Genomic DNA, 22,634 nt, shown 5'->3' with positions numbered 1-22,634 from the left:
TGGGGACCGAGGGTTGACCGACGCCCGCCAGCCGCGTCGGCTACTGAAGGTGATGATCGTCACGGACGCCGCCCAGGTCAGGGATGCCTCGTCGGCCCTCTGACTACTCTGTGGAATCGGTTAGCGGAAAGATCACCGCGCCGCACAGCAGCCGTCCGGGGGGAAAGTACCAGCATGACCGGTTCCGCCACACGCTCCTGGCAGGGCATGACGATTCCGGCGCCCGGGACATATCTCCTCGACCCCGCGCACAAGCGGGTCGGCTTCCTCGCCCGGCACATGATGGTGAGCCCGGTACGCGGTGAGTTCGGCGAGGCGACCGCGCAGATCCTCGTCGAGCCGGATCCGTTGTCCTCCTCGGTGACCGCGACGATCAGATCGGCCAGCATCGGTACCGGCAACGCCGACCGGGACGCCCACCTGAGCAGCCCCGACTTCCTCGACGTGGCGCGGTACCCCACGCTCGAGTACCGCAGTACCGGGATCAGGTGGCGGCCGGACCGCAACGACTCGATCTTCTACTGGGCCCGGTTACGGAGCCAGCGCCCGGGCCGGCGCAGCGAGGTCGCCGTACCGGAACAGGTCGAGAAGACGTCGGGCCGGTTCGTGCTCACCGGAGAGCTGACCATCAAGGGGATCACCCGACCCGTCGACCTCCAGGTCGAGTTCGGTGGCGCCCGGCGCGACCCGTACGGCCAGGACATCTTCGGGTTCAGCGCCTCGACCGAGATCGAACGCGAGGAGTACGGGCTGGTCTGGAACGTGGCCCTGGAGAGCGGCGGGGTACTGGTCGGCAGGAGCGTACGGATCGAGATAGCCGGCGAGGCGATCCGGCAGTCCTGACCGGACCGCCGGTCGGTGCGGGCCGGGCCCGCGACGGACGGATCCGCCGCGGGCCCGGACCACCGGTCGCTGCCGTCAGTTCGGGGCGTGCACCCCGTTGGCGGCCCAGTCCCTGGTAGCACCACGGACGTACATGGTGGAGGACTGGTTACCGGAGAAGTACTGCCGGATGGAGCCGGTGAACGGTGTGCTGGAGGCGTTGCGGCCGTACACGTCGGTGTAGACCGTGGTCGAGCCGCTGCTGTTCTGCACCTGGAAGGTGCCCGGCCGGAACTCCCGCAGGGTGCCCTTGAACGGCGAGCGCGGGTCGTCCCAGGCGAGGTTCTGCCCGGCCTGGCGCGCCTGGGCGCAGTAGTCACCACCGGCGAGGTTGGTGTAGCACAGGTCCACGATCCGGCCCAGGTTGTTCGGCTTGGTCGGGTCGTAGTAGCGCGACGGGTTGACCACGTAGAACAGCGGCGCGAGCCGGAAGTTCAGCCCGGAACCCGTCACCTGGAAGTCGGAGAACCAGAAGTCGTCCATGTCGGAGACGGTGAACGGCACCGGGTTGGGATAGAGCGGGTCGTTGTGGGTACGGCCCTCCCGGATCGCCTGCACGCAGCCCGGCTCGGTGATCAGCCGACCCAGCGAGCGGGTGTCCGACGGCGAGTCCGCCGGTACCGCGGGCGCGACGTTGATGAACGCACCGCCGAAGCCCGGGCATTCGCTGGGGCTGAATCCCCCGGCCCGGCCGAGCGGGATCATCGCGTTGTACCGCGCCTCGGTGACCTGGCCACCGTTGCTCGCGGTGCAGCGCTGGTTGAAGAGCAGCTCGTGGACGTTGTTGCTGAACGCGTCCGGCGAGTGGGTGCCCTGGTGGAACTTGAGCAGGGTGTCGCAGGTCGCGATCGTGGTGCCCTGCGGCGGGAAGAAGCTGGTGCCGTTGTCACCCTGGATCACGTTGACGTTGTTGACCGTCAGGACCTTGTGCCCGACGTGGTCCTCGTGCCGGTGACTGTGCTCAGGCATGCTGTCCAGCATCACCTCGCTGGTGTAGCCGAAGGCCGGCCAGCCCACCGTGCTGTAGAGGTCGGACGGCCGGGGGTCGTCGCCGTGTTCGTGACCGAAGTTGCAACCACTGGGGTCCCGGGTCGGGTGCCAGGTCGGATAGACCTTCCCGTCGGGGCCGTACGTCCAGTAGCGGGCGTGGATGTCGACGGAGCACTCGCCGGACCTCGGCAGGTACCCCTTCTCGTTGGCCGTGGAGATCAGCTCGTACGCCCGGCTCCGCTCGGCGCTCGCCGGGGGCAGCGCGCTGCCCCAGGTCGGGTTGCCGGGCGGTGCCGTGCTCGGCGGCGTGCTGGGCTGGGTCGTCGGCGGGTTCGTCGGCTGGGTCGTCGGCCCGGTCGTCGGGTTGGGACCAGGGGCTCCGGTGCAGGTGGTGCCATTCACCGCGAAGCTGGTCGGCGCCGGGTTGCTCCCGTTCCAGGACCCGTTGAAGCCGAACGAGACGCTGGCTCCGGTGGCAATGCTGCCGTTGTAGGTGGCGTTGCGGACGGTGACCTGACTGCCGCTCTGCGTCGCGGTGGCGTTCCAGGCCTGGGTGATCCGCTGGCCGGCGTCGTAGCTCCAGGTGAGCGTCCAGGAACTGATCGGGTCCCCGACGTTGTTCACGGTGACCGTCGCGGTGAAGCCGCCCTGCCATTGGGAGCCGACCGTGTAGGTGACGCCGCAACCGGCGGCGGCCACCGCGGGCCCGGCGATGGTGATGGCCGTACCGCTGGCGGCGGCCACGGCTGCCACGGTCACGGCTGACCACAGCCGGGACCGGGGACGATGTAGGCGCATTGCTGGTCCTCCGAACGATGGTGGGTGAATCGACGGGGAACGTGGACCCCGGCAGGCGGTGTGCTGGACGGCGGGGACCGGGATTCGCCCGCCCGGCGGCGAGCGCGAGCCGCACCGGTCGCCGGAGCGGCCGGGCGGAACCCCGGCGGGGATGCCGGCGTATCACCATCGATTGATTTACGTCTATGTTACTGGCCGGGTCGGTACTGTCAACGCGTGCCGGGCGGCCCCGTCGGGATTTGGTTGACGCAGGTAGACGTAGGTCGCACCGGCGGCCTGGACGGGGGCCCGGCCGGCGGCCGGACACCGGCGGGACAGCGGGTACCCGGATTTGTCGGCGTGATCGACGTTTGGCGCGGCGATCGGCGGGAACGGCTGTCGCCATGAGCGTTCGGGTGGCCGCCGACGGCCCAACCGACCGGCACGACCAGACCGTCCCGGACCACCGGCCCGGCGCAAGCGAGCGGCACGACGGGACCGACCGGTGACGGCGGCGGGGGGTGGCACCGGTTCCGGCCTGCGGGTGGTGGTGGTCGGCGCGACCGGCAACGTCGGAACGAGTCTCGTCGAGGCGCTCGGCCGGGACCCGGCGGTCGGCACGATCGTCGGAGTGGCCCGCCGGCCACCCCGGTGGCGGCCCCCGAAGACCGAGTGGGCCGAGGCGGACATCGTCAGCGCCGACCTCGTCGAGGTCTTCGACGGTGCCGACGTCGTGGTGCACCTCGCCTGGCTCTTCCAACCCACCCACCGGCCGCTGACCACCTGGCGGGTCAACGTCGTCGGCGGGCGCCGGGTCTTCGCCGCGGCGGCCCGGGCCGGCGTACCGGCACTGGTCTACGCCTCGTCGGTCGGCGCGTACTCGCCGGGGCCGAAGGACCGGCCGGTGGACGAGAGCTGGCCGACCGACGGCTGGCCGATCGCCGGGTACACCCGGGAGAAGGCGTACCTGGAGCGTGCCCTCGACGCCTTCGAGCACCGGCACCCGCAGATGCGGGTGGTACGACTGCGGCCCGGGTTCATCTTCAAGCGCGAGTCCGCCAGCCAGCAACGTCGACTCTTCACCGGCCCGCTGCTGCCGGGCCGGCTGGTGCGGCCGGGGACCGTACCGCTCCTCCCCGACCTGCCCGGCCTGCGGTTCCAGGCCCTGCACTCGGCGGACGCCGCCGAGGCGTACCGGCTGGCGGTGCTGCGCGACGTGCGCGGCGCCTTCAACGTGGCCGCCGAGCCGGTCGTCGACGGCCGGCTGCTCGCCGACATCCTGCGGGCCCGGCGGGTACGGCTGCCCTCCGGGCCGGTCCGCGCCGCGCTCGCGCTCGCCTGGCACCTGCACCTGGTGCCGGCCTCCCCGCACCTGCTCGACGCGGTGCTCCGAGTGCCGATCATGGACATCACCCGGGCCAGGACCGAACTCGGCTGGACACCACGACACAGCGCCCGGGAGGCGATCGAGGAGTTCCTGCACGGACTGCGCAGCACCGCCGGGATGCCGACCGCACCGCTGACGCCCCGGCTCACCGGTGGCCGGCTCGCCGAGGCCGGCACCGGCGTGGGCGAGCGCCCCTGACCGGAGTCGCCGGCCGGCGGCTCAGACCCGGGTGACCCGGACCGCGTCGGCGATGACGTAGCCGGTACCGCCGGTCCACCGGCTCACGCCCACCCGGTCCGCGTCACCGGCGGCCAGCGCGAAGACGCCGAGTGACACCCACTGGCCACCGGTGAGGCGCTGGTTCACCCGTACCGTCTGGTTGCCGCCGGTGGTGGCGACGATGAACGGCGTGGAGTCGTTGTAGTCGGGGTTGGCCGCGTACCAGACCGAGACCTCGTAACTGGCGGTCTCCGGCACGTTCACCCGGTACCAGGCGACGTCGCTGGCCGCCACCGGGTCGGCGAAGCGGTAGTCGGCGCCGTACCGCTGGCCCGAGTAGGCGGACGTGCCCCAGCTGGCGCTCGCGGTGAACCGGCCGGCGGTACCGTTGTCGACGATGCTGCTCCAGGCGGGCGGCTGGCCACCACCCCCGTCGGTCGAGACGTCGAGGTAGTTGCGGTCGATCTTGATCTGCACCCCGCCCCAGGTTTCGTAGACGTCACCGGTGTACTGGTGCAGCCGTTGGTGGTTCGCGTAGTACTCCGCCGGGCAGTACGGGCCGGCGTCGACGTTCGCCGCGTCGTTCCACCAGGCGAACCAGAGCTGGTCCACCCGGGTGTAGGCCGGGTCGTTGTACGCGCCGCACAGGTCCGCGACCCCGGACGAGCCGCTGGAGTACATCCCGGAGAGGTAGCCGAGGGCGTGCAGCCGTTCCGTCCAGCCGGAGAGGTACGACAGCACGGCGGCCCGGCACGACGCGTTCGACGGGTAGTGCTCGATGTCGTTGTAGATCGTGCTGCCGGCGAGGATGCCGAGGGCCTGTGCGGCGTTCACCGCGCTGGTCGCCCGGCTGGCGCCCTGGGAACGTGCCGTGGCCGGGTCGGCGGACATCTTCGGCGTCCGGGTGCCGCAGGGGGCCTGGCGGTCGAGTTCGATGGGGATCAGGCGCCAACCGTTGTTCGTCTGGTTGGTCACCCAGGTCGCCGTCAGGTTGGGCTGGGCACAGGAGCGGCTGGCCCCGCTGATGTAGATCCCGACGGCCCGGTACGGCGAGCTGGCCCGCCAGGTGTTCATCGTGGACTGGGACGGCGCGGTGCAGGTGTCGAAGCCCCGGCCGAGGAAGGTGCCGGGTTGCGGGCCGGCCGCCGCCAGTGGGGCGACCGGGGTGGCGGGTCGGGTCAGCGCCCCGAGGGCGGACGGCGACAGCGGTACCGCGTCCGGTCCGAGGGTCGCGCCGGCCAGAATCCGTCGGACGAGGCCCTCGGTCAGCGGGGTGTGCACGGCCGTGACGAGTACGCCCGCGTCCCGGACCGCGATCTGGATCGCGTCGTCCCGGGACGGCGGCGCGGCGACGGTCGCCGCGCCGGGCGCGGTGGTGGCGGCAGCGGTCGGCAGCCGCTGCGCCGAGTCGGCGTCGACCGGTTCGAGCAGCAGCCCGGCGGTCCGCCCGACGAGTCGGGCGGGGCACTCGGCCTGGTCGCCCGGACGGCCGAGGTAGACGGCCGGGCGGTCGAACCGGACGCAGGCGTGCGGCCGGGCGGCGAGGTCGACGACCTGCCAGCTCTGCGGCACGGTGACCCGGTAGCCCTGGTAGCTCACCGTGCGGCTGCGCTCCGGCCCGGCCGGGTCGTCGACGAGGCCGGCCCGGGCCGGCAGGACCGCCATCGTCGAGCCGGCGACCACGGCGGCGAGGCCGGTCAGGCCCGCCACGGTTCTCTTCATCCGAGCCTCCTGGAGAAATCCTTACCCGCAGCCGCGATGTTTGAAGAATTCCTACCAGATATCGACGCCGACCGCTAGGCGCCGCCAACCGGGCCGGCGCTCCGCAGCGCGCGGGCCGGTGACCACAAAGACCACAACGAACTCCATGACCGTAACCGTGACGGCCGTCACCTCGGACGGAACCATCTACGCAACCCAGCGGTAACGCTGCGGCAACAGCTTCGTCCGTCGAGGAGAGACCGATGACAGACCTTCGGAACGCGCCCGGCCGGCTCCGGGGCGGCTCCCGCCCGCCCGGCGCCCCCGGCTCGGGTACGGGCGGCCGGCGGCGGGTCGCGGCACTCGCCTGCGTACCGCTGATCGCACTCGCGGCAGCCGGCTGTGGCCAGAACGGCGCCGGGGGCGGCGACGCCTCGGCCGTGAAGTATCCGACCCGGACGATCCAGTTGATGGCGCCGGCCGCACCCGGTGGAGGCTGGGACAGCACCGCCCGGGCCCTGCAGAAGACGCTGACCGACGGCAAGCTGGTCACCGAATCGGTCGAGGTGACCAACGTGACCGGTGCGGGCGGCACGCTCGGACTGTCCCAGTTGGTCACCAAGAACAGGGGCGACGCGCACCACCTCATGGTGACCGGCCTGGTGATGATCGGCGGCGTGCTGACCAACAAGTCCCCGGTGAACCTCGGGCAGACCACCCCGATCGCCACGCTCACCGCCGAGCAGGAGGTCATCGTCGTACCGGCGAACTCGAAGTACACCACCCTGCAACAGTTGATGGCCGACGCCAAGGCGAATCCCGGGTCGATCAACTGGGGTGGCGGCTCCGCCGGTGGCACCGACCAGATCCTCGTCGGGCTGCTCGCCAAGGCGGCCGGCGCGGACCCGAAGGCGATGAAGTACGTCGCCTACTCCGGCGGCGGCGAGTCGAAGGCCGCGCTGCTCTCCGGCGACCTGACCGCGGCCGTCTCCGGCGCCAGCGAGTACGCCGACCTGGTCGGCGGCGGCCAGGTCCGCGCCCTCGCCGTCTCCGGCGCCACCGCCATCGACGTCGGCGCCGGCAAGCCCACCCCGACGATCAAGGAATCCGGGTACGACGTCGAGCTGATGAACTGGCGCGGACTCGTCGCCGCACCGGGGATCAAGGACGGCGAGCGGGCCGCCATCATCGAACTCGTCGACAGGCTGCACGCCTCGGAGCAGTGGAAGCAGACCCTGGCCGCGCAGAAGTGGGACGACTTCTACCGCAGCGGTGCGGAGGCGGAGGCGTTCTTCGCGCAGGAGAGCAAGCGGATCACCGACGTGCTCACCGAGATCGGACTGGCCGGCTGATGCCCTCGGAGTCGCCGAACCGGACGGGGGTGGTCGAGCCGGCCGCCCCCGTACCGACCCGCCGGGGAGCCCGGATCCTCGGCTCCGTACTGCTGGCCGGCGGGCTGTTCCTGCTCTGGACGGCGTACCGGGCCGCCGACGGCGACTACTCGGTCGCCGGACCGTGGCTGGCCCCACTGGTGGTGACGAGCGGCTGGGTGGTGCTGGCCGGCTGGTACCTGGTCGGCCAGTTCCGGACGCCGTCCCCCGCCGAGCCACCCGGCGCCGACGACCCGGCCCACTCCCCCACCGATCCGACCAGCTCCACCGACGATCCCAACAGCTCCACCGACGACGCCGACACCTCCACCGCCGGGCCGGTGGAAGAGCCGGCGCCGCCCGTACGCTGGCTCTCCCCGGCCCTGCTCTGCGTGGCACTGCTCGGCTATGTGCTGCTGCTCGACCCGGCCGGCTTCGTACTCGCCTCGGCGCTCTTCTTCGTGGCGTGCGCCCGGATCCTCGGCAGCCGGCGCTGGATCCGCGACGTCGCGGTCGCGGTGCCGCTCGTCGTCGGCGTCTACTACGGCTTCACCCGGGGACTCGACATCGCGCTGCCGGCCGGGGTGTTGCCGCTGTGAACGTCTTCGGCGACCTGCTCGGCGGCTTCGGCACCGTCCTCGAACCGCAGTACCTGCTCTACGCGGCGATCGGCGTCACGCTCGGCACCTTCGTCGGGGTACTGCCCGGGATCGGCCCGGCCCTGACCATCGCCCTGCTGCTGCCGGTCACGTTCAACCTGGACGACCCGATCGGCACGTTCATCATGTTCGCCGGCATCTACTACGGCGCCATGTACGGCGGCTCGACCACGTCGATCCTGTTGAACACCCCGGGCGAGTCCGCCTCGGTGGCGACCGCGATCGAGGGGTACCAGATGGCCCGGCGCGGCCGGGCCAGGGCGGCGCTGGCGACGGCGGCGATCGGCTCGTTCGTCGCCGGCACCATCTCGACGCTGCTGCTCACCCTCTTCGCCAAGCCGGTGGCCGCGCTCGCCGTCGAGTTCCGCGCGGCGGACTACTTCGCGCTGGCCCTGCTGGCGATGGTCGCGGTCACCGCCCTGGTCGGCCGCTCGCTGGTCCGTGGCCTCATCTCGCTCTGCCTCGGCCTCCTGCTCGGCCTGGTCGGGCTCGACGAACTCACCGGGCAGGCCCGGTTCAGCTTCGGCACCCTGGAACTGCTCGACGGCATCGACGTCGTGGTGATCATCGTCGGCCTCTTCGCCATCGGCGAGACGCTCTACGTCGCGAGCCGGCTGGGACAACTCCCCGACCGGGTCACCCCGCTCGAACCGGCCCGGGGCGGCTTCGGCTGGCTGAGCCGGCGGGACTGGGCCCGGTCGTGGCGACCCTGGCTGCGCGGCACCGCCGTCGGCTTCCCGTTCGGCGCCCTGCCGTCCGGCGGCGCCGACATCCCGACCTTCCTCTCCTACACCTACGAGCGGCGCCGGGCGAAGAACCGGGCCGAGTTCGGCAAGGGGGCGATCGAGGGGGTCGCCGGGCCGGAGGCGGCGAACAACGCGGCCTTCTCCGGGGTACTCGTCCCGCTGCTCACCCTCGGCATCCCCACCTCGGCGACCGCGGCGGTGATGCTGGCGGCGTTCCAGATCTTCAACGTGCAGCCGGGACCGCAGCTCTTCGACAAGTCCCCGGAACTGGTCTGGGCGCTGATCGCCTCGCTCTACGTCGGCAACGTACTGCTGCTGGCGCTGAACCTGCCGCTGATTCGGCTCTGGGTGAAGGTGCTCCAGATCCCCCGGCCGATCCTCTACGCCGGTATTCTGGTCTTCGCCACCCTCGGCGTCTACGCGGCCACCAGCAGTGTGACCCAGGTGCTGATCGCGTACGGGATCGGGGTGGTCGGGTTCTTCATGCGGCACTTCGAGTTCCCGATCGCACCGGTGATTCTCGGTGCCATCCTCGGTCCGATGATGGAGTTGCAGTTCCGTCGCACGCTGGTGCTCTCCAACGGGGACCTGAGCGTCTTCGTCACCCGGCCACTCACCGCCGTACTCCTCGGACTGGTCGTGCTGGCGGTGCTGGTGCCGTTCCTGCCCCGGATCGTCGCCCGGCTGCGCGGCCGGCCCGCCACGGCACGGCGGCTCACCTTCGGCGAGGACGACTAGGCACGCCCGGTCAGGTTCCGCCGGCCGGGCAGGCCCCCCGGCGGGTTCCGGTGGCCGGCAGGGTCGGTCAGGTTCCGCCGGTCCACCGGTAGCGGCGCTCCGGTCGGCCGGCGGAGCCGTACCGCAGGCTCACCCCGGCCTTGCCGGCCCCGACGAAGTGCTCCAGGTAGCGGCGGGTGCTGACCCGGGACAGCCCGACCCGATCGGCGCACTCCGTGGCGGAGAGATCGCCGTCGGTCGACCGCAGTGCCGTGGCGACCAGGTCGGCGGTCGGCTGGGTCAGGCCCTTCGGCAACTCGACCGGGGCCGGCCGGAGCGCGACGAAGAGCCGGTCGACGTCCTCCTGGCCGACCTCTCCGGATCCGGCCAGCCGCTGCTGGGCGGCGGCGTACCGCTCCAGCCGGTCGCGCAGCGCGTCCGAGCCGAACGGCTTGATCAGATAGTGCACGACCCCGCCGCGCAGGGCGGTCCGGATCGTGTCGACGTCCCGGGCCGCCGTCACCGCGAGTACGTCCACCACCACCTCGCCCTCGCGCAGCCGACGCAGCACCTCCAGCCCGGAGAGATCCGGCAGGTAGATGTCGAGCAGTACCAGGTCGGGGCGGAGCCGGTGCACCGCGTCGAGCGCTTCCGCGCCGGTGTGCGCCACCCCGACGACGGTGAAGCCGGGCGTCCGCTCGACGAAGCCCCGCTGCACCCGGGCGACCATGAAGTCGTCGTCCACCACCAGTACCCGGATCATGTCGGCGCCCTCCCGGGCAGCGCGCCGTCCCGGACCGGGCTGCCGGCCGGCGGCGCGGTGTCCCCGGCCGGCTCGTCGACCGACGGGACCGGATCCGCACCGGTGACCGACGGGACCGGATGCCGGCCGGCGGCGGGCCGAGCCGGATCCCGGCCGGCGGCGGGCCGAGCCGGGTCCCGGCCGGCGGCGGCCAGTGGCAGCCGGGCCCGGCCGGTGGCGGGCAGCGGCAGCCGGGCCCGGAACGATGCGCCGTCGACCTCGACGCTGCCGCCCCGGCGCTGGCAGATCAGCCGGACCAGTGCCAGCCCCAGCCCGTGGTGCCCCCGGGCCGGGTCCTTGGTGCTGTAACCCTGCCGGAAGACCTCCTCGACCCGCTCCGGCGGTACCCCCGGACCGGAGTCGCCGACCCGGACCACGACCTCGGTGTCGACCCGGGCGAGGACGACCTCCACCCGGCCACCGGAGCCGGCCGCGTCCAGCGCGTTGTCGACCAGGTTGCCGACCACCGTGACCAGATCGGCGGCGAGCTGCTCGTCGACCGCCGGCAGATCCGACTCCGGCGAGACCCCCAGCCGGACACCCTGCTCGGCGGCGAGACTGGCCTTGGCGATCAGCAGCGCGGCCAGCGCCGGATCCCGGACCAGCTCGGTGACGTCCCGGTTCAGCTTCTCGTGCACCTGACTGGCCCGGTTGACGTACCGGATCACCTCGTCGTGCTCGCCGAGTTCGATCAGCCCGGCGATCGTGTGCAGCCGGTTGGAGAACTCGTGTGCCTGCGCCCGCAGTGCCTCGGTGGTCTGCCGGCTCGCGTCCAGCTCACGGCGGAGCGCCGTCAGCTCGGTCCGGTCCCGCAGCGTGGTGACCGAGCCGACCCGGCGCCCCCGGACCAGCACCGGCCGGCGGTTGAGCACCAGTACCCGGTCGTCGCTCAGGACGATCTGGTCGACCCCGGTGACCCTGCCGGTGAGTACGTCCCGCAGCCGGGGCTCCATCGGCTCGGCGTGCAGCGACCGGCCGACCGGCAGCGCGGCCAGCCCGAGCAGCCGGACCGCCTCGTCGTTGACCAGGGTCACCCGGTCGGCGGTGTCGGTGCCGAGCACGCCCTCCTTGATGCCGTGCAGCATCGCCTCCCGGTGCTCGACCAGACCGGTGATCTCGCGCGGCTCCAGCCCCAGCGTCTGTCGCTTCACCCGCCGGGCCAGCAGCAGCGACCCGGCCACCCCGAGCACCCCGCCGAGCAGCAGATAGGTGAGCAGGTTGGTGAGGCCGGCCGCGAGCTGCTCAGGCAGCGTCGGATAGGTCTGGCCGACCACGATCAGGCCGAGGAAGCGGCCGTCCCGCTCGTCGAGGACCGGCACGTGCGCGACCAGCGCCTTGGAGCCGTCGTCGACCACGCCGACCCAGGACCGGCCGGTGAGGCCGTCGCTGCTGCCGAGCACCATCGGCGATCCGGCGTCCGGGCCGGTGACCAGCTTGCCGGTGGCGTCGGCGATCAGCACGTACGTCGCGCCGGAGACCGCCCGCGCGCTCTCCGCCACCGCCGCCAGCGCCTCCTGGCCGTGCGGGTCGCCGATCCCCATCCGTACGGTCCGGTTGATCGCCGCGTTCTCCCCCACCGAGCGCAGCCGGGAGCCCTCGTCCCGGCGGAACGCCGCGTCGGACTCGGTGATCGAGACGGCCGCCACCGTGCAGACGACCAGCAGGACGATGCCGAGCTGCAACAGCAGGAACTGACCGGCCAGGGACATCCGCTGCCGCATCGCTCCTCCTCGTCCGGTTCGTCGCGCCGGTCCGGTACCGGCACGGTCGCCTGCCCCGCGACGACACCCGGTCGCGGCGCCGGGCAACCGGGAAGTTCTCACCTGACCAGCCCCGACGTCAACCGGCGGACCGGACCCGTCACGGGTGGTGACAACCGGGCGTCGGGCGGCCAGGATCGGCGGATGGACGGTACGAGGGGTCGGACGACGAGGTATCCGGTGCGGAGGTGTGCGGTGGCGAGGTATCCGGCGACGAGGTGTCCGGTGGCGAGGCGGCTGGCCGGCTCGGTCGCCGCTGGTCTCGCGGTCGTGCTGATCGTCGTCTCCGGCTGCGCGGGGCGCCTCGCGGACGGCGCCGCCGAATTGCGCCTGCTCGTCCCGAACCCACCGGGGAGCGGCTACGACGTGACCGCGCGCACCGCCGCCAAGTCCCTGGCCGACGCCGGGATCGCCCGGGCGGTGGAGGTCTTCAACCTGCCCGGCGGCGGTGGCGTCGTCGGGCTCCGACGGCTCGGCTACGAGCGGGGCAACCCGGACCTGATGATGCTGATGGGGCTCGGCGTGGTCGGCAGCCAGTACGCCTCCGGGGCCCGGTTCACGCTCCAGGACACCACGCCGATCGCCCGGCTCATCGAGGAGCCGGCGATCGTGGTGGTGACCCGGGACTCGCCGTACCGGGACATCGACGGGCTGATCACGGCCTGGCGGGCCGACCCGGCGGCCGTACCGGTGGGCGGCGGCTCGTCCGCCGGTGGGCCGGACCATCTCGCCCCGATGCTGATCGCGGAGGCGGTCGGCATCCCGCCCCGACAGGTGAGCTACCGGCAGTTCGACGGGGGCGGCGACCTGCTCGCCGCGATCCTCGACCACCAGGTCGACTTCGGCGTCTCCGGCCGCAGCGAGTACGCCGACCAGATCGCCTCCGGCCAGCTCCGGGTACTCGCCGTCACCAGCGAGTTCCGGCTCGCCGGCACCGAGGCGCCGACCCTGCGGGAGCGCGGTGTCGACGTCGTCTTCACCAACTGGCGGGGCATCGTCGCGCCGCCCGGACTGGACGGCGGGGACGTGGCGGCCATGCGCGAGATGGTCGCCCGGTTGCACGCCTCGGCACAGTGGCGGACGGTGCTGACCAAGTACGGCTGGACCGACGCGTACCTCGACGGCGCGGGATTCGGCGACTTCCTCCGGGCCGAGAACGCCCGCCTCGCCCACGCGCTCGACGGGCTCGGCCTGAATCCGGCGCACGCCTCCGGGGCCGGGGGCGGCGGATAGCCCGACGGGACGGTCAATCGGCGCCGCCACACCGTCCCGGCGGGGTCGGCACGCTCCCCTGAGGACGGTGCGGTCGCGGTAGAGTCCCGGCCACCGGTGCGCGCCGGTACCCCGTCGGAACGCCACCCGGACAGGAGCCCGCCATGGCCACCGCCGCACGTCGGTCGCCCCGGACCGCCGCCACCCTGCTCACGGCCGTCGCGCTGGTCGCGATCCCGACGGGGGACGCGTCGGCGCACGACGGCGACACCCGGCCCACGGCCGGCGACACCCGGATGGCGGCCGGTGACGGCGCCGTGGCGGCGGAGCGGGTGCTGCGGGTCTACAACAACAACATCGAGAACCTCGTGGTGAACAACGCCGACGGCACCTGCACCCGGATCTCCGGTCCGGACCATCTCACCTCGATCCTCGTCGACGACAGCGGCCGGACGGGTACCGCCGGTGTGGCGGCACCGGACCTGCTGATCGTGCAGCAGGTCCGGGGCACCGGGCAGGCGGAGGCGTACGCGGACCAGCTCTCGGCCAAGTTCGGCTATCCGGCCGGCACCTACCGGGCGATCGTGGCCTGGAGCGACCCGGAGCCGTGGGGCAGCACCCACAAGTGCAGCTCCCAGTCGCTCGGTGACCTGAAGAAGAAGCAGACCAACGGCATCCTCTACAACACCCGGACCCTGAGCCTCGCCTCCGGCGACGTCTCGAAATACTGGAGTGCCGGCTGGCTGCGGCCCGGGACGGCGTACGCGAACGGTGCCGGGTGCACGCTCTACAAGCCGCCGAACAGCGACCCGGACAGCACCGACTACCACAAGTGGAAGCGGACCAGCGCCATCGCGGCGAGGTTCACCATCAAGGCGACCGGCACCACCGTCTTCGCCGCCACCATGCACCTGCCGCAGGAGAACCGGCAGAACGCCTGCGCCGGGGCCGGCTACACCGGCATCGGTGGCACCGGCATCCACATCGGGGCGGACGCCACCAGCCTGATGAACGCCTCGACGATTCGGGTGGTCGGCATCGACGCGAACCGGACCGGCATCCCGGCGTCGACGTTGAGCGGTTACGGCATGACCGGCTACGGTTCCAGGGCCACCAGCGGCTCCAGCAAGATCGATTATCTCTTCGTCCGGGGCAGTGTGCAGCCGTCGGCGGTCGACCACACGGTGGCCGGTACCAGGTCGAACCACCTGGCCCTGTACGGCTTCATCACCTACTGACCCGTCGAGCGCCGGTGGAGGCGCGGCGGCCGTGGTCGCGCCGCCCCGGGCCGTACCCCCGGTGGACGCCTCACCGTCGTCACCTCCGCCGCACCCGACGACCGCACGGTCCCGCGCCGGTCGCGTACCTTGCTCGCATGGCAGCAGCTTCCGCCGATCCGGTGCGCGGTGTCGTGGCCCCTCGGCCGCGCCGGGCCCTCGTCCGGGTCGCGCTCCCGCTGGTCCTCGTCACGATCGGAGTGCTGATCGGTGTCAGCGCGACGAAGCTCGCCGACGACCCGCACACCGCCCGGTCGGAGCTGGTCACCGGCACGGTGACCTGGTCGAACGACCGGACCAGGCTGTTCGTCCTCGAACGGGACGGCGCCGTGCCCGACCCGCTGCACGGTGACACCGTCTACACCGTGATCGCCGACGGCTGGCAGGACGCGGGCGGCACGCTGCACGGCGAGGGCAGCTATCCGAGCTGCCTCGCCGGTGCGGCCGACGACCCCGTCTCCACCGACCGGCACCGGGTGGAACTCGAGGTGCTGCACCGGGATGTCGGCGCCGAACCCCAGCACATCGCCGTGCACGTACGCTGCCTCGACTGACGGACCCGACGGCGGGCCGGCACTGCGGGTAGGCACCGCGCGGGTCGCCCACCGCGCGGGTCGCCACCGCGCCGGGTCCGGCGGCCGGCGCCGCGACAGCGCCGGGCCGACCGGAGTACGTCGTCGTCCTACGCGTCACCTCACCGTCGGCTCGAATGGATCGCCTGGAAGAGGGAGATCCACTGCTCCGGCCAGACGTACCCGACGAGGATGTCGGCCGGCACCCGGTTGGCCCGCAGCGCGGCGTCGACCTGGCGGGCCGGGTAGCCACGGTGCAACGAGGCCCGCAGCGAGCCGCCCACCCCGCCGAAGCCGAGCGCGACGAACCGTTCGTAGGCGGCGAGCTGACGTCCCGGCAGCAGGCCCACCGCCCGGCGCTCCAGGCGCAGGATGCCGGAGTCCACCCGGGGCATCGGCCGGAACCGCTCCCGGGGGATCCGGCCGGCCAGCCGCCAGTTCATCCACGGCCAGGTCTGCACGGTCCGCAGCGTCCACCGGCCGTAGTCGCCGCAGCGCTTCCGGGCGTACTCGAGCTGGGTGACCAGGGTGGCGCTGGTCAGCCGCGGGGCGTCCAGGCACCAGTCGACGATCCGGCTCGTCGAGGCGTACGGGATGTTGCCGACCACCGCGAACGGCTCGGTCGGCGGCACGGCGGCGACGAAGTCTCCGTGTACGAGCCGGAGTCCCGGCTCGGCGCGGAACTCCTCGCCGAGCCGGGCGACCAGCGCCGGGTCGATCTCGTACGCGACGACCCGGCGACACCGCCGAACCAGCTCCCTGGTCAGCGCCCCCTGCCCCGCGCCGACCTCCAGGATCAGCCCGGTCGGGTCCGGGCGGGCCGACGCGACGATCTGCCCGATGGTCCGCTCGTCGCGGAGGAAGTTCTGCCCGAGAACCCGGCGCGACCGGTCCTGCCCGGTACGCGGCACCGCCGGTCGGGCGGGCCGGTCGGGTTGCCGGTGGGTCGGCGGGTTCGTCCGGTGGGCGTGCGGACGGTTCTCTCGATTCGGATGATGGTGCGGCACAGCCGTGTCCTCCCGCCCGGACGCTCCGGGCCGGTTTGTGGGCAGGCGGGCGCGATCGCCACGACCTGTCCGGAAGTGATCAGGACTCGGATGACCCTGGACAGCGCACCACACGCAAACGGCGGCACAGGACGACACGGACGCCGACGGCGTCGCGGCACGTCACAAACCGCAAAAGGATGGGACCGGCGTTCGACGGCGCCGCGTCAGCGGCGTCGGCGATCGAACCCAGGTGCTCCCGCGCTCAGCCGACCAGGGCGGAGCGGCCGGCCCGAGGGCGGATCAGGAGCTGGGGCGCCCAGTCGGCGGTGCACGTCCCGGTCAGGGACCCGCGGATCAGGGCGTGGAAGGTGCCGGACACCCGCCCACCCTAGCTCAGCAGGTCGGGACCGCATCAACCAGTTTTTCCGCCCCGCCGGCACCCGCCCGGGTGCCATCCGTCCCGCCGACACCCGCCCCGCCGACACCCGTCCGGTGCGACACCCGTCCGGTGCGGTAAGTCCGGTTCACCGGGCCGGCCGAACCACCGCACCGGCGGGCCGGGTCACCGCTTGCGTCCCACTCCGGCGTAGACGAGGGCGCCCCGGTAGCGGTCGTCGACCGTCTCGGACGGATCCGGACGCCAGTCCGGCAGGTTCACCAGGCCCGGCTCCACCAGTTCGAAGCCGGTGAAGAACCGCTCGGTCTCGGCCCGGTCCCGGGCGGTCAGCGGCGTCGGAGTACGCCGGTAGAGTTCCTTGATCTCCTCGTCGGACTCCTCGCTGGCCCCGTGCGCGCCCTGGGTCACCACCAGGTAGCTGCCCGACGGCATCCCCTCGGTCAACCGCGCGATCGCCCCGTGCGGGTCGTCGGAGTCGGGTACGAAGTGCAGCAGCGCGACCAGCAGCAGCGCGGTCGGTCGGGCCAGGTCGAGCAGGCCGCCGTCGCGGACCTGGTCGAGGATGTCCTGCGGCCGCCGCAGGTCTGCCTGGAGTACGGCGGTACGGTCGTCGCCGGCCAGGATGGCCCGACTGTGTGCCACCGCGACCGGATCGATGTCCACGTAGACCACCCGGGCCTCCGGGTCGAACTGTCGGGCGACCTCGTGCACGTTGTTCGCGGTCGGGATGCCGGAGCCGATGTCCAGGAACTGCCGGACGCCCTGCGCGGCGAGGAACCGTACCGCCCGACCGAGGAAGGCGCGGTTGGCCCGGGCGTAGCGGACCGCGTCGGGCCAGGCCAGCACGGTCTTCCGGGCGATCTCCCGGTCGACCTCGAAGTTGTGCGATCCGCCGAGCCACACGTCGTAGATCCGCGAGGCGCTGGGCCGGTCGGTATCGATGTCGTCGGGCGCCCAGTCCGGTCGTGTCACCGTCACACTCCGCCAGCTCGGTGTCTTCGCCACCCCGGCTCGCCCGGCCACCCGTACCGGCCAGCCCGTACCGGCGAGCCCGGTGTCCGCACCGGTTTCCAGATCCTCAGCGTACCGATCGGAGCCCGGTCGAGGAGCCCGCGGACATCGAGACAGGCCGTTGTTCCCGCCCGGCCACGGGCCGCCGATCCGCACCACGGCGCCGGTTGTGGCGCTCACCTGCCGCGACACTCCCGGCGGGGAAGTGATCACGATCCCGGGCCGGCGTTAAGGTACCCGGATGGAAAAGCCCACCGTGGGTCTGGTCGACGGTCCGCCGCCGCCAGACCTTGTCATCGAGGACATTACGATCGGCACGGGCCAGGAGGTCCAGCCGGGCCAATGGGCCGTGGTGCACTACGTCGGCGTCTCGTTCGACACCGGCGACGAGTTCGACTCGTCGTGGAACCGCGGCTCGCCGTTCAGCTTCCCCGTCGGTGGCGGCAAGGTCATCGAGGGTTGGGACCGGGGCGTACTCGGGATGCGGGTCGGCGGCCGGCGCAAGCTGGTGATCCCACCGCAGCTCGGCTACGGCAACCAGGGTGTCGGCAACCGGATCAAGCCGGGCGCCACCCTCGTCTTCGTGGTCGACCTGGTGGACGTCAAGTTCTGACCCGCCGGTCCTGACCTGTTCCGACCCGCCCGGGGTACGTCCGCCCCGGCCGACGGGCCCCGGACGCCAACGGCGTCCGGGGCCCGTGATCTGTTCCGGGCCGGTCCTGCGCCCTGCGGCGGCGCGCTCAGAAGTCGAGCGCGCCCCGGCCGCCCACCACCGGCAGGGTCAGGGTGCTCGACGCCGGCAGCACCGTCAACCGGGTACCGGGCAGCGGCAGCAGCGTGTAGTCCTGGTCACTGGAGAAGATCACCAGACCGAGCCGGTGCCCGGAGCGGAACACGTAGTCCTTCGGCTCCATCGTCCAGCGGTAGTCCGCCAGGCGCCCCGGCCGGAGTGGCCGGCCGTGCGCCTCGCTAATGCGGTTCTGCGGGTCCAGCCAGCCCCGGCTGACCACCACCGGCGCGTCGGTCGAGCCGACCGGACCGTAGTCGACCAGGTAGCCGGTCAGGTTCGCGGCCGTCCGGTTGTCGACGGAGAGCCGTACCCGCAGCTCCGGCCGCCCCGAGATCCGGACGTCCCGACCCAGTGCCGGGGAGGTGTAGACGAGCCGGTTCGGGTTGGCGGCATCCGGTCCCGCCACCAGTTCGGCCGGGGTGATCGTCCGCCCCGAGTCGACCATGCTCTGCAGGGTGCGGCCCCGCCCGCCGTGTTCGACCAGCCGGCCCGGCGCGGTGGCGTCGCTCGCCGAGAGCCCGAGCGACACCTCTCGGGTGGCCGGGTCCGGCCAGTCCCGGTACGTCGTGTAGACCCGGTCCTCGCGCTGCAACACCGCCCTCGGCTCGGCCATGATGTCGTTGTCGACGCCCCACAGCCAGTAGTCGAACCAGCGGTTCTCGGTCTGCTTGTAGGTCCACGACCGCCCGTCCGGCAGCGTCACCGTGGCGGCGCTGCCCGGTCCGCCGTGACCGCCCTGGTGCAGCCAGAGCTTGCGCGGCACGCCGTACCGGTCGAGCTGGTCCCACCAGTCGGCGAACTGCCCGGTCTTCACGTTCCAGTCGTTGAGCCCGTGTACGACGAAGACGCTGGCCCGGACCTTGCGCGCACCGGGCAGATAGTCCCGCTCCCGCCAGAACCTGGTGTAGTCGCCGGTGACCCGGTCCTGTTCCTCGGCGATCTCGGCGATCTCGTCGGCACAGGTCCCCTCGGAACGAGCCCGCCCGGCGGTGTACATGGTGAGGATGTCGGCGTCCTCACCCTGGTATCCGCCGGGCGCCACCACCAGGCCGTTCGCCCGGTAGTAGTCGTACCAGTTGCTGATCGCGGCGACCGGGACGATGGTCTTGAGCCCTTCGACGCCGGTCGTCGCCACCATGTTCGGCAGGGTGCCGTTGTAGGAGACGCCGGTCATCCCGACCGCCCCGGTGGTCCAGCCGGCCCGTACCGGTGCGCCGCTGGCGTCGTACGCCCTGGCCCGCCCGCCCAGCCAGTCGATGATCGCCTTGGTGCCCAGCGTCTCGGCCGAGTCACCGGTGGTCGGGCAGCCGTCGGAGTCGCCGGTGCCGACGCTCTGCCCCAGCACCACCGCGTAGCCACGCGGCACGTAGTAGTCGTCGAGCTGGCCGGGCAGGTTCGCCTTCGCCTGCGCCCGCAGGACGCCGGGCTGCTCGGCCCGCCGGGCGGACGTGCCGGTCGACGAGTTCTGCGGCAGGTCGTCGACGAGGACGCTCGGATAGGGTACGTCGCCCCAGGTGTCCTTCCGGTACGGCGAGTGTTCCAGGATCACCGGCACCCGCAGCGCCGAGGTGTCGGTCTCCCGGGGCCGGGAGATGTCGACCACCACCCGGTCACGCCGGCCGTCGTGGTCGGTGTCGAGCGGGGTCTCGACCCACACCCGTTCCTCGATGGCGTCGGCGAGGGAGAAGACCGGCTGGGTCATGCCGTCCTGCACGACGATGCCCGGCGGCGGCGCGGCCGGGGCGGCGCGGGCCGGTAACGGTGCCGCGACCAGGGCCAGGCCCAGCGCGTACGCCCCGAGAATCCTCACGGGACCTGCTGATGGCATGGAGTTGCTCCTCTCGACCGGTCCTCGTGGGTCGGCGCCCGACGCCGCGCTGGCCGCCCCCGGACCGGTTGTCGCGGCGTTCGGGGCGGAGCACTGTCCGCATCGGACGATGCGGCGCATTCCGGGGGTTGTCGGAATGGTCGGGGCGGGCCGTACCGAGAACGGCTGACTACGGGGGAAAAGAGATTGTCGATGGGGGGAACATTGACGACTTATCCTAGATAGGCCACCCCGGTACGTCGATTGCTGGGGCCGACCCGGACCGGTCCTGGCAGCACCTCACCCCGCACCGGACTTGGCCAACCGCCCTACCGGGAGGTAGCTTGGCCGCCGACATCGGAAGAGTCGTACCGACGTGACCGTTGACGGGGCCGGGAGCGCGACGGTGGCGAGTGGCGTGGTTATTGGAGGCTGGGTCCCGGTGAGTGCCTACACAATTACGATTTCCCCGGACGACGGGACGCGGGCGACCACGACGTTGCGGGTGGAGGTCACCGGGGGCACCACCCGGATCACCGAGTTGCTCGTACGGGCCGGTGAGGGCGGTGGACTCACCGCTGGCGAACTGCCCACGGTCGACGTCGACCAGTTGCTCCGCGCCGTGATGCCGGCCGGTGCGGCTCCGACCGCCCCTGCTGCGCCGACCCCGTTGGCATCCTCCGACTCCGGCCCCGCCGAGGCGGTCACACCGATCGGCGCCGCACCGCAAGCCGTGTCACCCGAAGCCTCCTCGTCAAGCTCGGCGGCGACGGACCAGTCATTGCCGGTCCCCTCGTCGTCGTCGGACTCGTTGTCGTCGGACTCGTTGTCGTTGGACTCGTCGTCTGGCGAGTCGGGTGCGGACGCGTCGGGGTCGGGGCTGTCCACCGTGGAGCGTTCGGCAGGCGCGCTCGCCGTCGCCCCGGCCAAGGCGGCGACCACCGGGGAGGTCGAGCCGGCGGACGGTTACCGGGCGGCGGGTACGCGCGGCGCCGTCAGGAAGGCGGCGCCGACCCGGAGTACCGCCAGGAAGAGCCCGTCGAGCCGAGGCTCCACGGCGAAGGAGACTCCCACCAGGAGTCGTGCCGGCAAGGCGACCGGCACCGCCAAGCGGACCAGCCCCGCCAAGAGCAGCGGCCCCGCCAAGACCAGCAGTGCCACCAAGACCAGCAGTGCCACCAAGCGCGCCAGCACGGCCAAGAGCGGCGGCACGGCTGTGGGCAGGGCCGCGACCGATGGGCGTACCGGTGTGAAGGGGCGGACCGCCGCCGGCTCCGGTACGGCAACGGCAGGCCGGAAGGCGACCACAGGCCGGAAGGCGACCCCGGCCGGGAAGGCGACCCCGGCCAGGAAGGCTCCGGCGACCGCCGTCACGACCACCGCCAAGCGCGCCAACGGCCGGGCGGCGAAGAGCGCCCCGGACACCGCCACCACCCGGACGACCGGCCGGCGACGCGCCCCCAGCCCGGCCACCGCCGCGACTCCGACGGCGAGCCGTTCCTACCGGCGGGCCCCGGACGACCTCGCGCAGGTGTTCAACCAGGCCGGTACCGTCACCGCCGTGGCCGACCACTACGGAGTTCCTCGGCACACCGCACAGAGCTGGGTCCGGACCTGGCGGCAGAACCAGGAGCGGGCATCGGCCTGAGCGACGTACCCGCGGCAGCGGCGGTGCCGGCCTCGATTGTCGGCTGGCCCGCGGAGCTGCTCGCCGGGCGGCCGGAGTTGGTCGGCACGCGGGTGATGCGGCCGGTCAGCGATCGGCTCGGATCGTCAGGCGGGTCCAGGCACCGAGGTAGACGCGGTCGCCGTCGCCCAGCGGGACCGCGGTGTTGGCCACGATCGGCGGCGTCGACGGATCGTTGAGGTACGTGCCGTTGGCGGAACCCAGGTCCACCACCGCCCAGCCGCCCGGCTGCGGGAGCAGCAGTGCGTGCAGGTGGGAGACTCCGGGATCCTCCGGCGGCCCGACCAGGTCGATGTCCGGCTGCACGCCCCGAGACCGGCTACGCCGACCGATCAGCAACTGCCGGGGTTCCAGGGTGAACCCGCGAGGCACGACGAAGCGGGGAAAGGTCAGGCTTGCGGCGTCCGTACCGCCGAAGGACGTGACCAGGTCGAAGTATCCGGGGTCGGCGTCCACCACCAGCAGCCAGGCGGTTCCCTGCCCGGACGCCGGGCTGCCGTCGCCGGATCCGACCGGACCGCCGGTGCCCGGTTCGGCTCGGGCCCGGACCGGACCGGACGCGTCCGGATCGACGCCCTCGGCGGGCGGGGCCAGCAGGAAGTCGTAGCCGTCCTCCTCGCAGAACCGCCCCGCTCTCGGTGTACCGCAGTGGGGGCACGGTGCGGCGGCCGGAGCGGGCTGCCCGGCCGGTTCCGCCCCACCACTCGCCGACGCCGCGCCGCTCCCCTGCCCCGCCGGTACGCCGACCGCCGACGCCGGGCGCGCGGCTTCGGCGCCCTCGCCGACCGGCGCGGCGGAACCACGTGACATCGGTACGCCGCAGACGTCGCAGTAGTCCATCGTGGACGAGACGTGTCCCCGGGAGCAGGTGGCTGCCGTCAC

At 72.5% G+C, this 22,634-nt stretch carries 19 protein-coding genes; 10 read left to right on the top strand and 9 right to left on the bottom strand.

Annotated elements, in window-relative coordinates:
* Positions 1–174 precede the first annotated feature (174 nt).
* Positions 175–843 carry a YceI family protein gene (locus C6361_RS02105; protein WP_107266582.1) on the top strand — a complete coding sequence of 223 codons (669 nt, stop codon included), beginning with the start codon at positions 175–177 and terminating at the stop codon, positions 841–843.
* A gap of 75 nt (positions 844–918) precedes the next feature.
* On the opposite strand, the gene C6361_RS02100 is transcribed toward C6361_RS02105, so the two are convergent.
* Complete coding sequence (locus tag C6361_RS02100) at positions 919–2,631, bottom strand: cellulose-binding domain-containing protein (RefSeq protein ID WP_369931158.1); 1,713 nt, start codon at positions 2,629–2,631, stop codon at positions 919–921.
* Positions 2,632–3,154: 523 nt separating this feature from the next.
* On the opposite strand from C6361_RS02100, the gene C6361_RS02095 reads away from it, so the two are divergent.
* Positions 3,155–4,234 (top strand): NAD-dependent epimerase/dehydratase family protein, encoded by a 1,080-nt coding sequence (locus tag C6361_RS02095; protein WP_234359272.1) that lies wholly within the window; start codon positions 3,155–3,157, stop codon positions 4,232–4,234.
* Between the two features lie 21 nt (positions 4,235–4,255).
* On the opposite strand, the gene C6361_RS02090 is transcribed toward C6361_RS02095, so the two are convergent.
* Positions 4,256–5,977 (bottom strand): glycoside hydrolase domain-containing protein, encoded by a 1,722-nt coding sequence (locus C6361_RS02090; protein WP_107266580.1) that lies wholly within the window; start codon positions 5,975–5,977, stop codon positions 4,256–4,258.
* A gap of 242 nt (positions 5,978–6,219) precedes the next feature.
* Between C6361_RS02090 and C6361_RS02085 the strand changes: the two genes are divergently transcribed.
* Genes C6361_RS02085 through C6361_RS02075 form a run of 3 tightly spaced genes read left to right on the top strand, consistent with a single transcriptional unit; the run spans position 6,220 to position 9,469 of the window.
* Complete coding sequence (locus tag C6361_RS02085) at positions 6,220–7,308, top strand: tripartite tricarboxylate transporter substrate binding protein (protein WP_107266579.1); 1,089 nt, start codon at positions 6,220–6,222, stop codon at positions 7,306–7,308.
* On the top strand, positions 7,308–7,925 hold the full coding sequence (locus tag C6361_RS02080; protein ID WP_107266578.1) for a tripartite tricarboxylate transporter TctB family protein: 618 nt from the start codon (positions 7,308–7,310) through the stop codon (positions 7,923–7,925). The genes C6361_RS02085 and C6361_RS02080 overlap by 1 nt, the downstream gene beginning before the upstream one ends.
* Positions 7,922–9,469, top strand: a complete 1,548-nt coding sequence (locus C6361_RS02075; RefSeq protein WP_107266577.1) for a tripartite tricarboxylate transporter permease — start codon at positions 7,922–7,924, stop codon at positions 9,467–9,469. Before C6361_RS02080 ends, C6361_RS02075 begins: the two co-directional genes overlap by 4 nt.
* A gap of 67 nt (positions 9,470–9,536) precedes the next feature.
* On the opposite strand, the gene C6361_RS02070 is transcribed toward C6361_RS02075, so the two are convergent.
* Together C6361_RS02070 and C6361_RS02065 are read right to left on the bottom strand one after the other, a co-directional pair.
* A complete protein-coding gene (locus C6361_RS02070; RefSeq protein ID WP_107266576.1) occupies positions 9,537–10,211 on the bottom strand; it encodes a response regulator in 675 nt (224 codons plus the stop codon).
* The gene (locus C6361_RS02065; RefSeq protein ID WP_199853206.1) at positions 10,208–11,971 is read right to left on the bottom strand and encodes an ATP-binding protein; all 1,764 of its coding nucleotides are present in this window, start codon (positions 11,969–11,971) and stop codon (positions 10,208–10,210) included. The genes C6361_RS02070 and C6361_RS02065 overlap by 4 nt, the downstream gene beginning before the upstream one ends.
* Positions 11,972–12,235: 264 nt before the next feature.
* Here C6361_RS02065 and C6361_RS02060 point away from each other — a divergent pair, with 264 nt between their 5' ends.
* From C6361_RS02060 to C6361_RS02050, 3 genes are all read left to right on the top strand, one after another.
* Positions 12,236–13,243, top strand: a complete 1,008-nt coding sequence (locus C6361_RS02060) for a tripartite tricarboxylate transporter substrate binding protein (RefSeq protein WP_234359271.1) — start codon at positions 12,236–12,238, stop codon at positions 13,241–13,243.
* A 143-nt stretch (positions 13,244–13,386) separates the two neighbouring features.
* Positions 13,387–14,460, top strand: coding sequence for a hypothetical protein (locus tag C6361_RS02055; RefSeq protein ID WP_107266574.1), 1,074 nt, complete (start codon positions 13,387–13,389; stop codon positions 14,458–14,460).
* Between the two features lie 137 nt (positions 14,461–14,597).
* Entirely contained in the window at positions 14,598–15,053 is a 456-nt protein-coding gene (locus C6361_RS02050; RefSeq protein ID WP_159079143.1) for a hypothetical protein, read from the top strand.
* A 140-nt stretch (positions 15,054–15,193) separates the two neighbouring features.
* Here C6361_RS02050 and erm read toward each other — a convergent pair whose 3' ends face one another.
* Entirely contained in the window at positions 15,194–15,982 is a 789-nt protein-coding gene (gene erm / locus C6361_RS02045) for an ErmE/ErmH/ErmO/ErmR family 23S rRNA (adenine(2058)-N(6))-methyltransferase (protein ID WP_107270674.1), read from the bottom strand.
* A gap of 640 nt (positions 15,983–16,622) precedes the next feature.
* Entirely contained in the window at positions 16,623–17,429 is an 807-nt protein-coding gene (locus tag C6361_RS02040; RefSeq protein ID WP_107270673.1) for an SAM-dependent methyltransferase, read from the bottom strand.
* Between the two features lie 280 nt (positions 17,430–17,709).
* On the opposite strand from C6361_RS02040, the gene C6361_RS02035 reads away from it, so the two are divergent.
* A complete protein-coding gene (locus C6361_RS02035; RefSeq protein ID WP_101365836.1) occupies positions 17,710–18,081 on the top strand; it encodes an FKBP-type peptidyl-prolyl cis-trans isomerase in 372 nt (123 codons plus the stop codon).
* A 127-nt stretch (positions 18,082–18,208) separates the two neighbouring features.
* Here C6361_RS02035 and C6361_RS02030 read toward each other — a convergent pair whose 3' ends face one another.
* Positions 18,209–20,068, bottom strand: coding sequence for a Xaa-Pro dipeptidyl-peptidase (locus C6361_RS02030; protein WP_234359270.1), 1,860 nt, complete (start codon positions 20,066–20,068; stop codon positions 18,209–18,211).
* Positions 20,069–20,515: 447 nt separating this feature from the next.
* Positions 20,516–20,953 carry a hypothetical protein gene (locus C6361_RS02025; protein ID WP_159079142.1) on the bottom strand — a complete coding sequence of 146 codons (438 nt, stop codon included), beginning with the start codon at positions 20,951–20,953 and terminating at the stop codon, positions 20,516–20,518.
* A 1-nt stretch (position 20,954) separates the two neighbouring features.
* Here C6361_RS02025 and C6361_RS36795 point away from each other — a divergent pair, with 1 nt between their 5' ends.
* Positions 20,955–21,713, top strand: a complete 759-nt coding sequence (locus tag C6361_RS36795) for a hypothetical protein (protein ID WP_159079141.1) — start codon at positions 20,955–20,957, stop codon at positions 21,711–21,713.
* A gap of 105 nt (positions 21,714–21,818) precedes the next feature.
* Here C6361_RS36795 and C6361_RS02010 read toward each other — a convergent pair whose 3' ends face one another.
* The gene (locus C6361_RS02010) at positions 21,819–22,634 is read right to left on the bottom strand and encodes an FHA domain-containing protein (RefSeq protein ID WP_199853205.1); all 816 of its coding nucleotides are present in this window, start codon (positions 22,632–22,634) and stop codon (positions 21,819–21,821) included.

This window comes from Plantactinospora sp. BC1, from assembly GCF_003030345.1.
In the GTDB taxonomy this organism is placed as follows: domain Bacteria; phylum Actinomycetota; class Actinomycetes; order Mycobacteriales; family Micromonosporaceae; genus Plantactinospora.
This window is presented reverse-complemented; position numbering and strand designations above follow the sequence as displayed.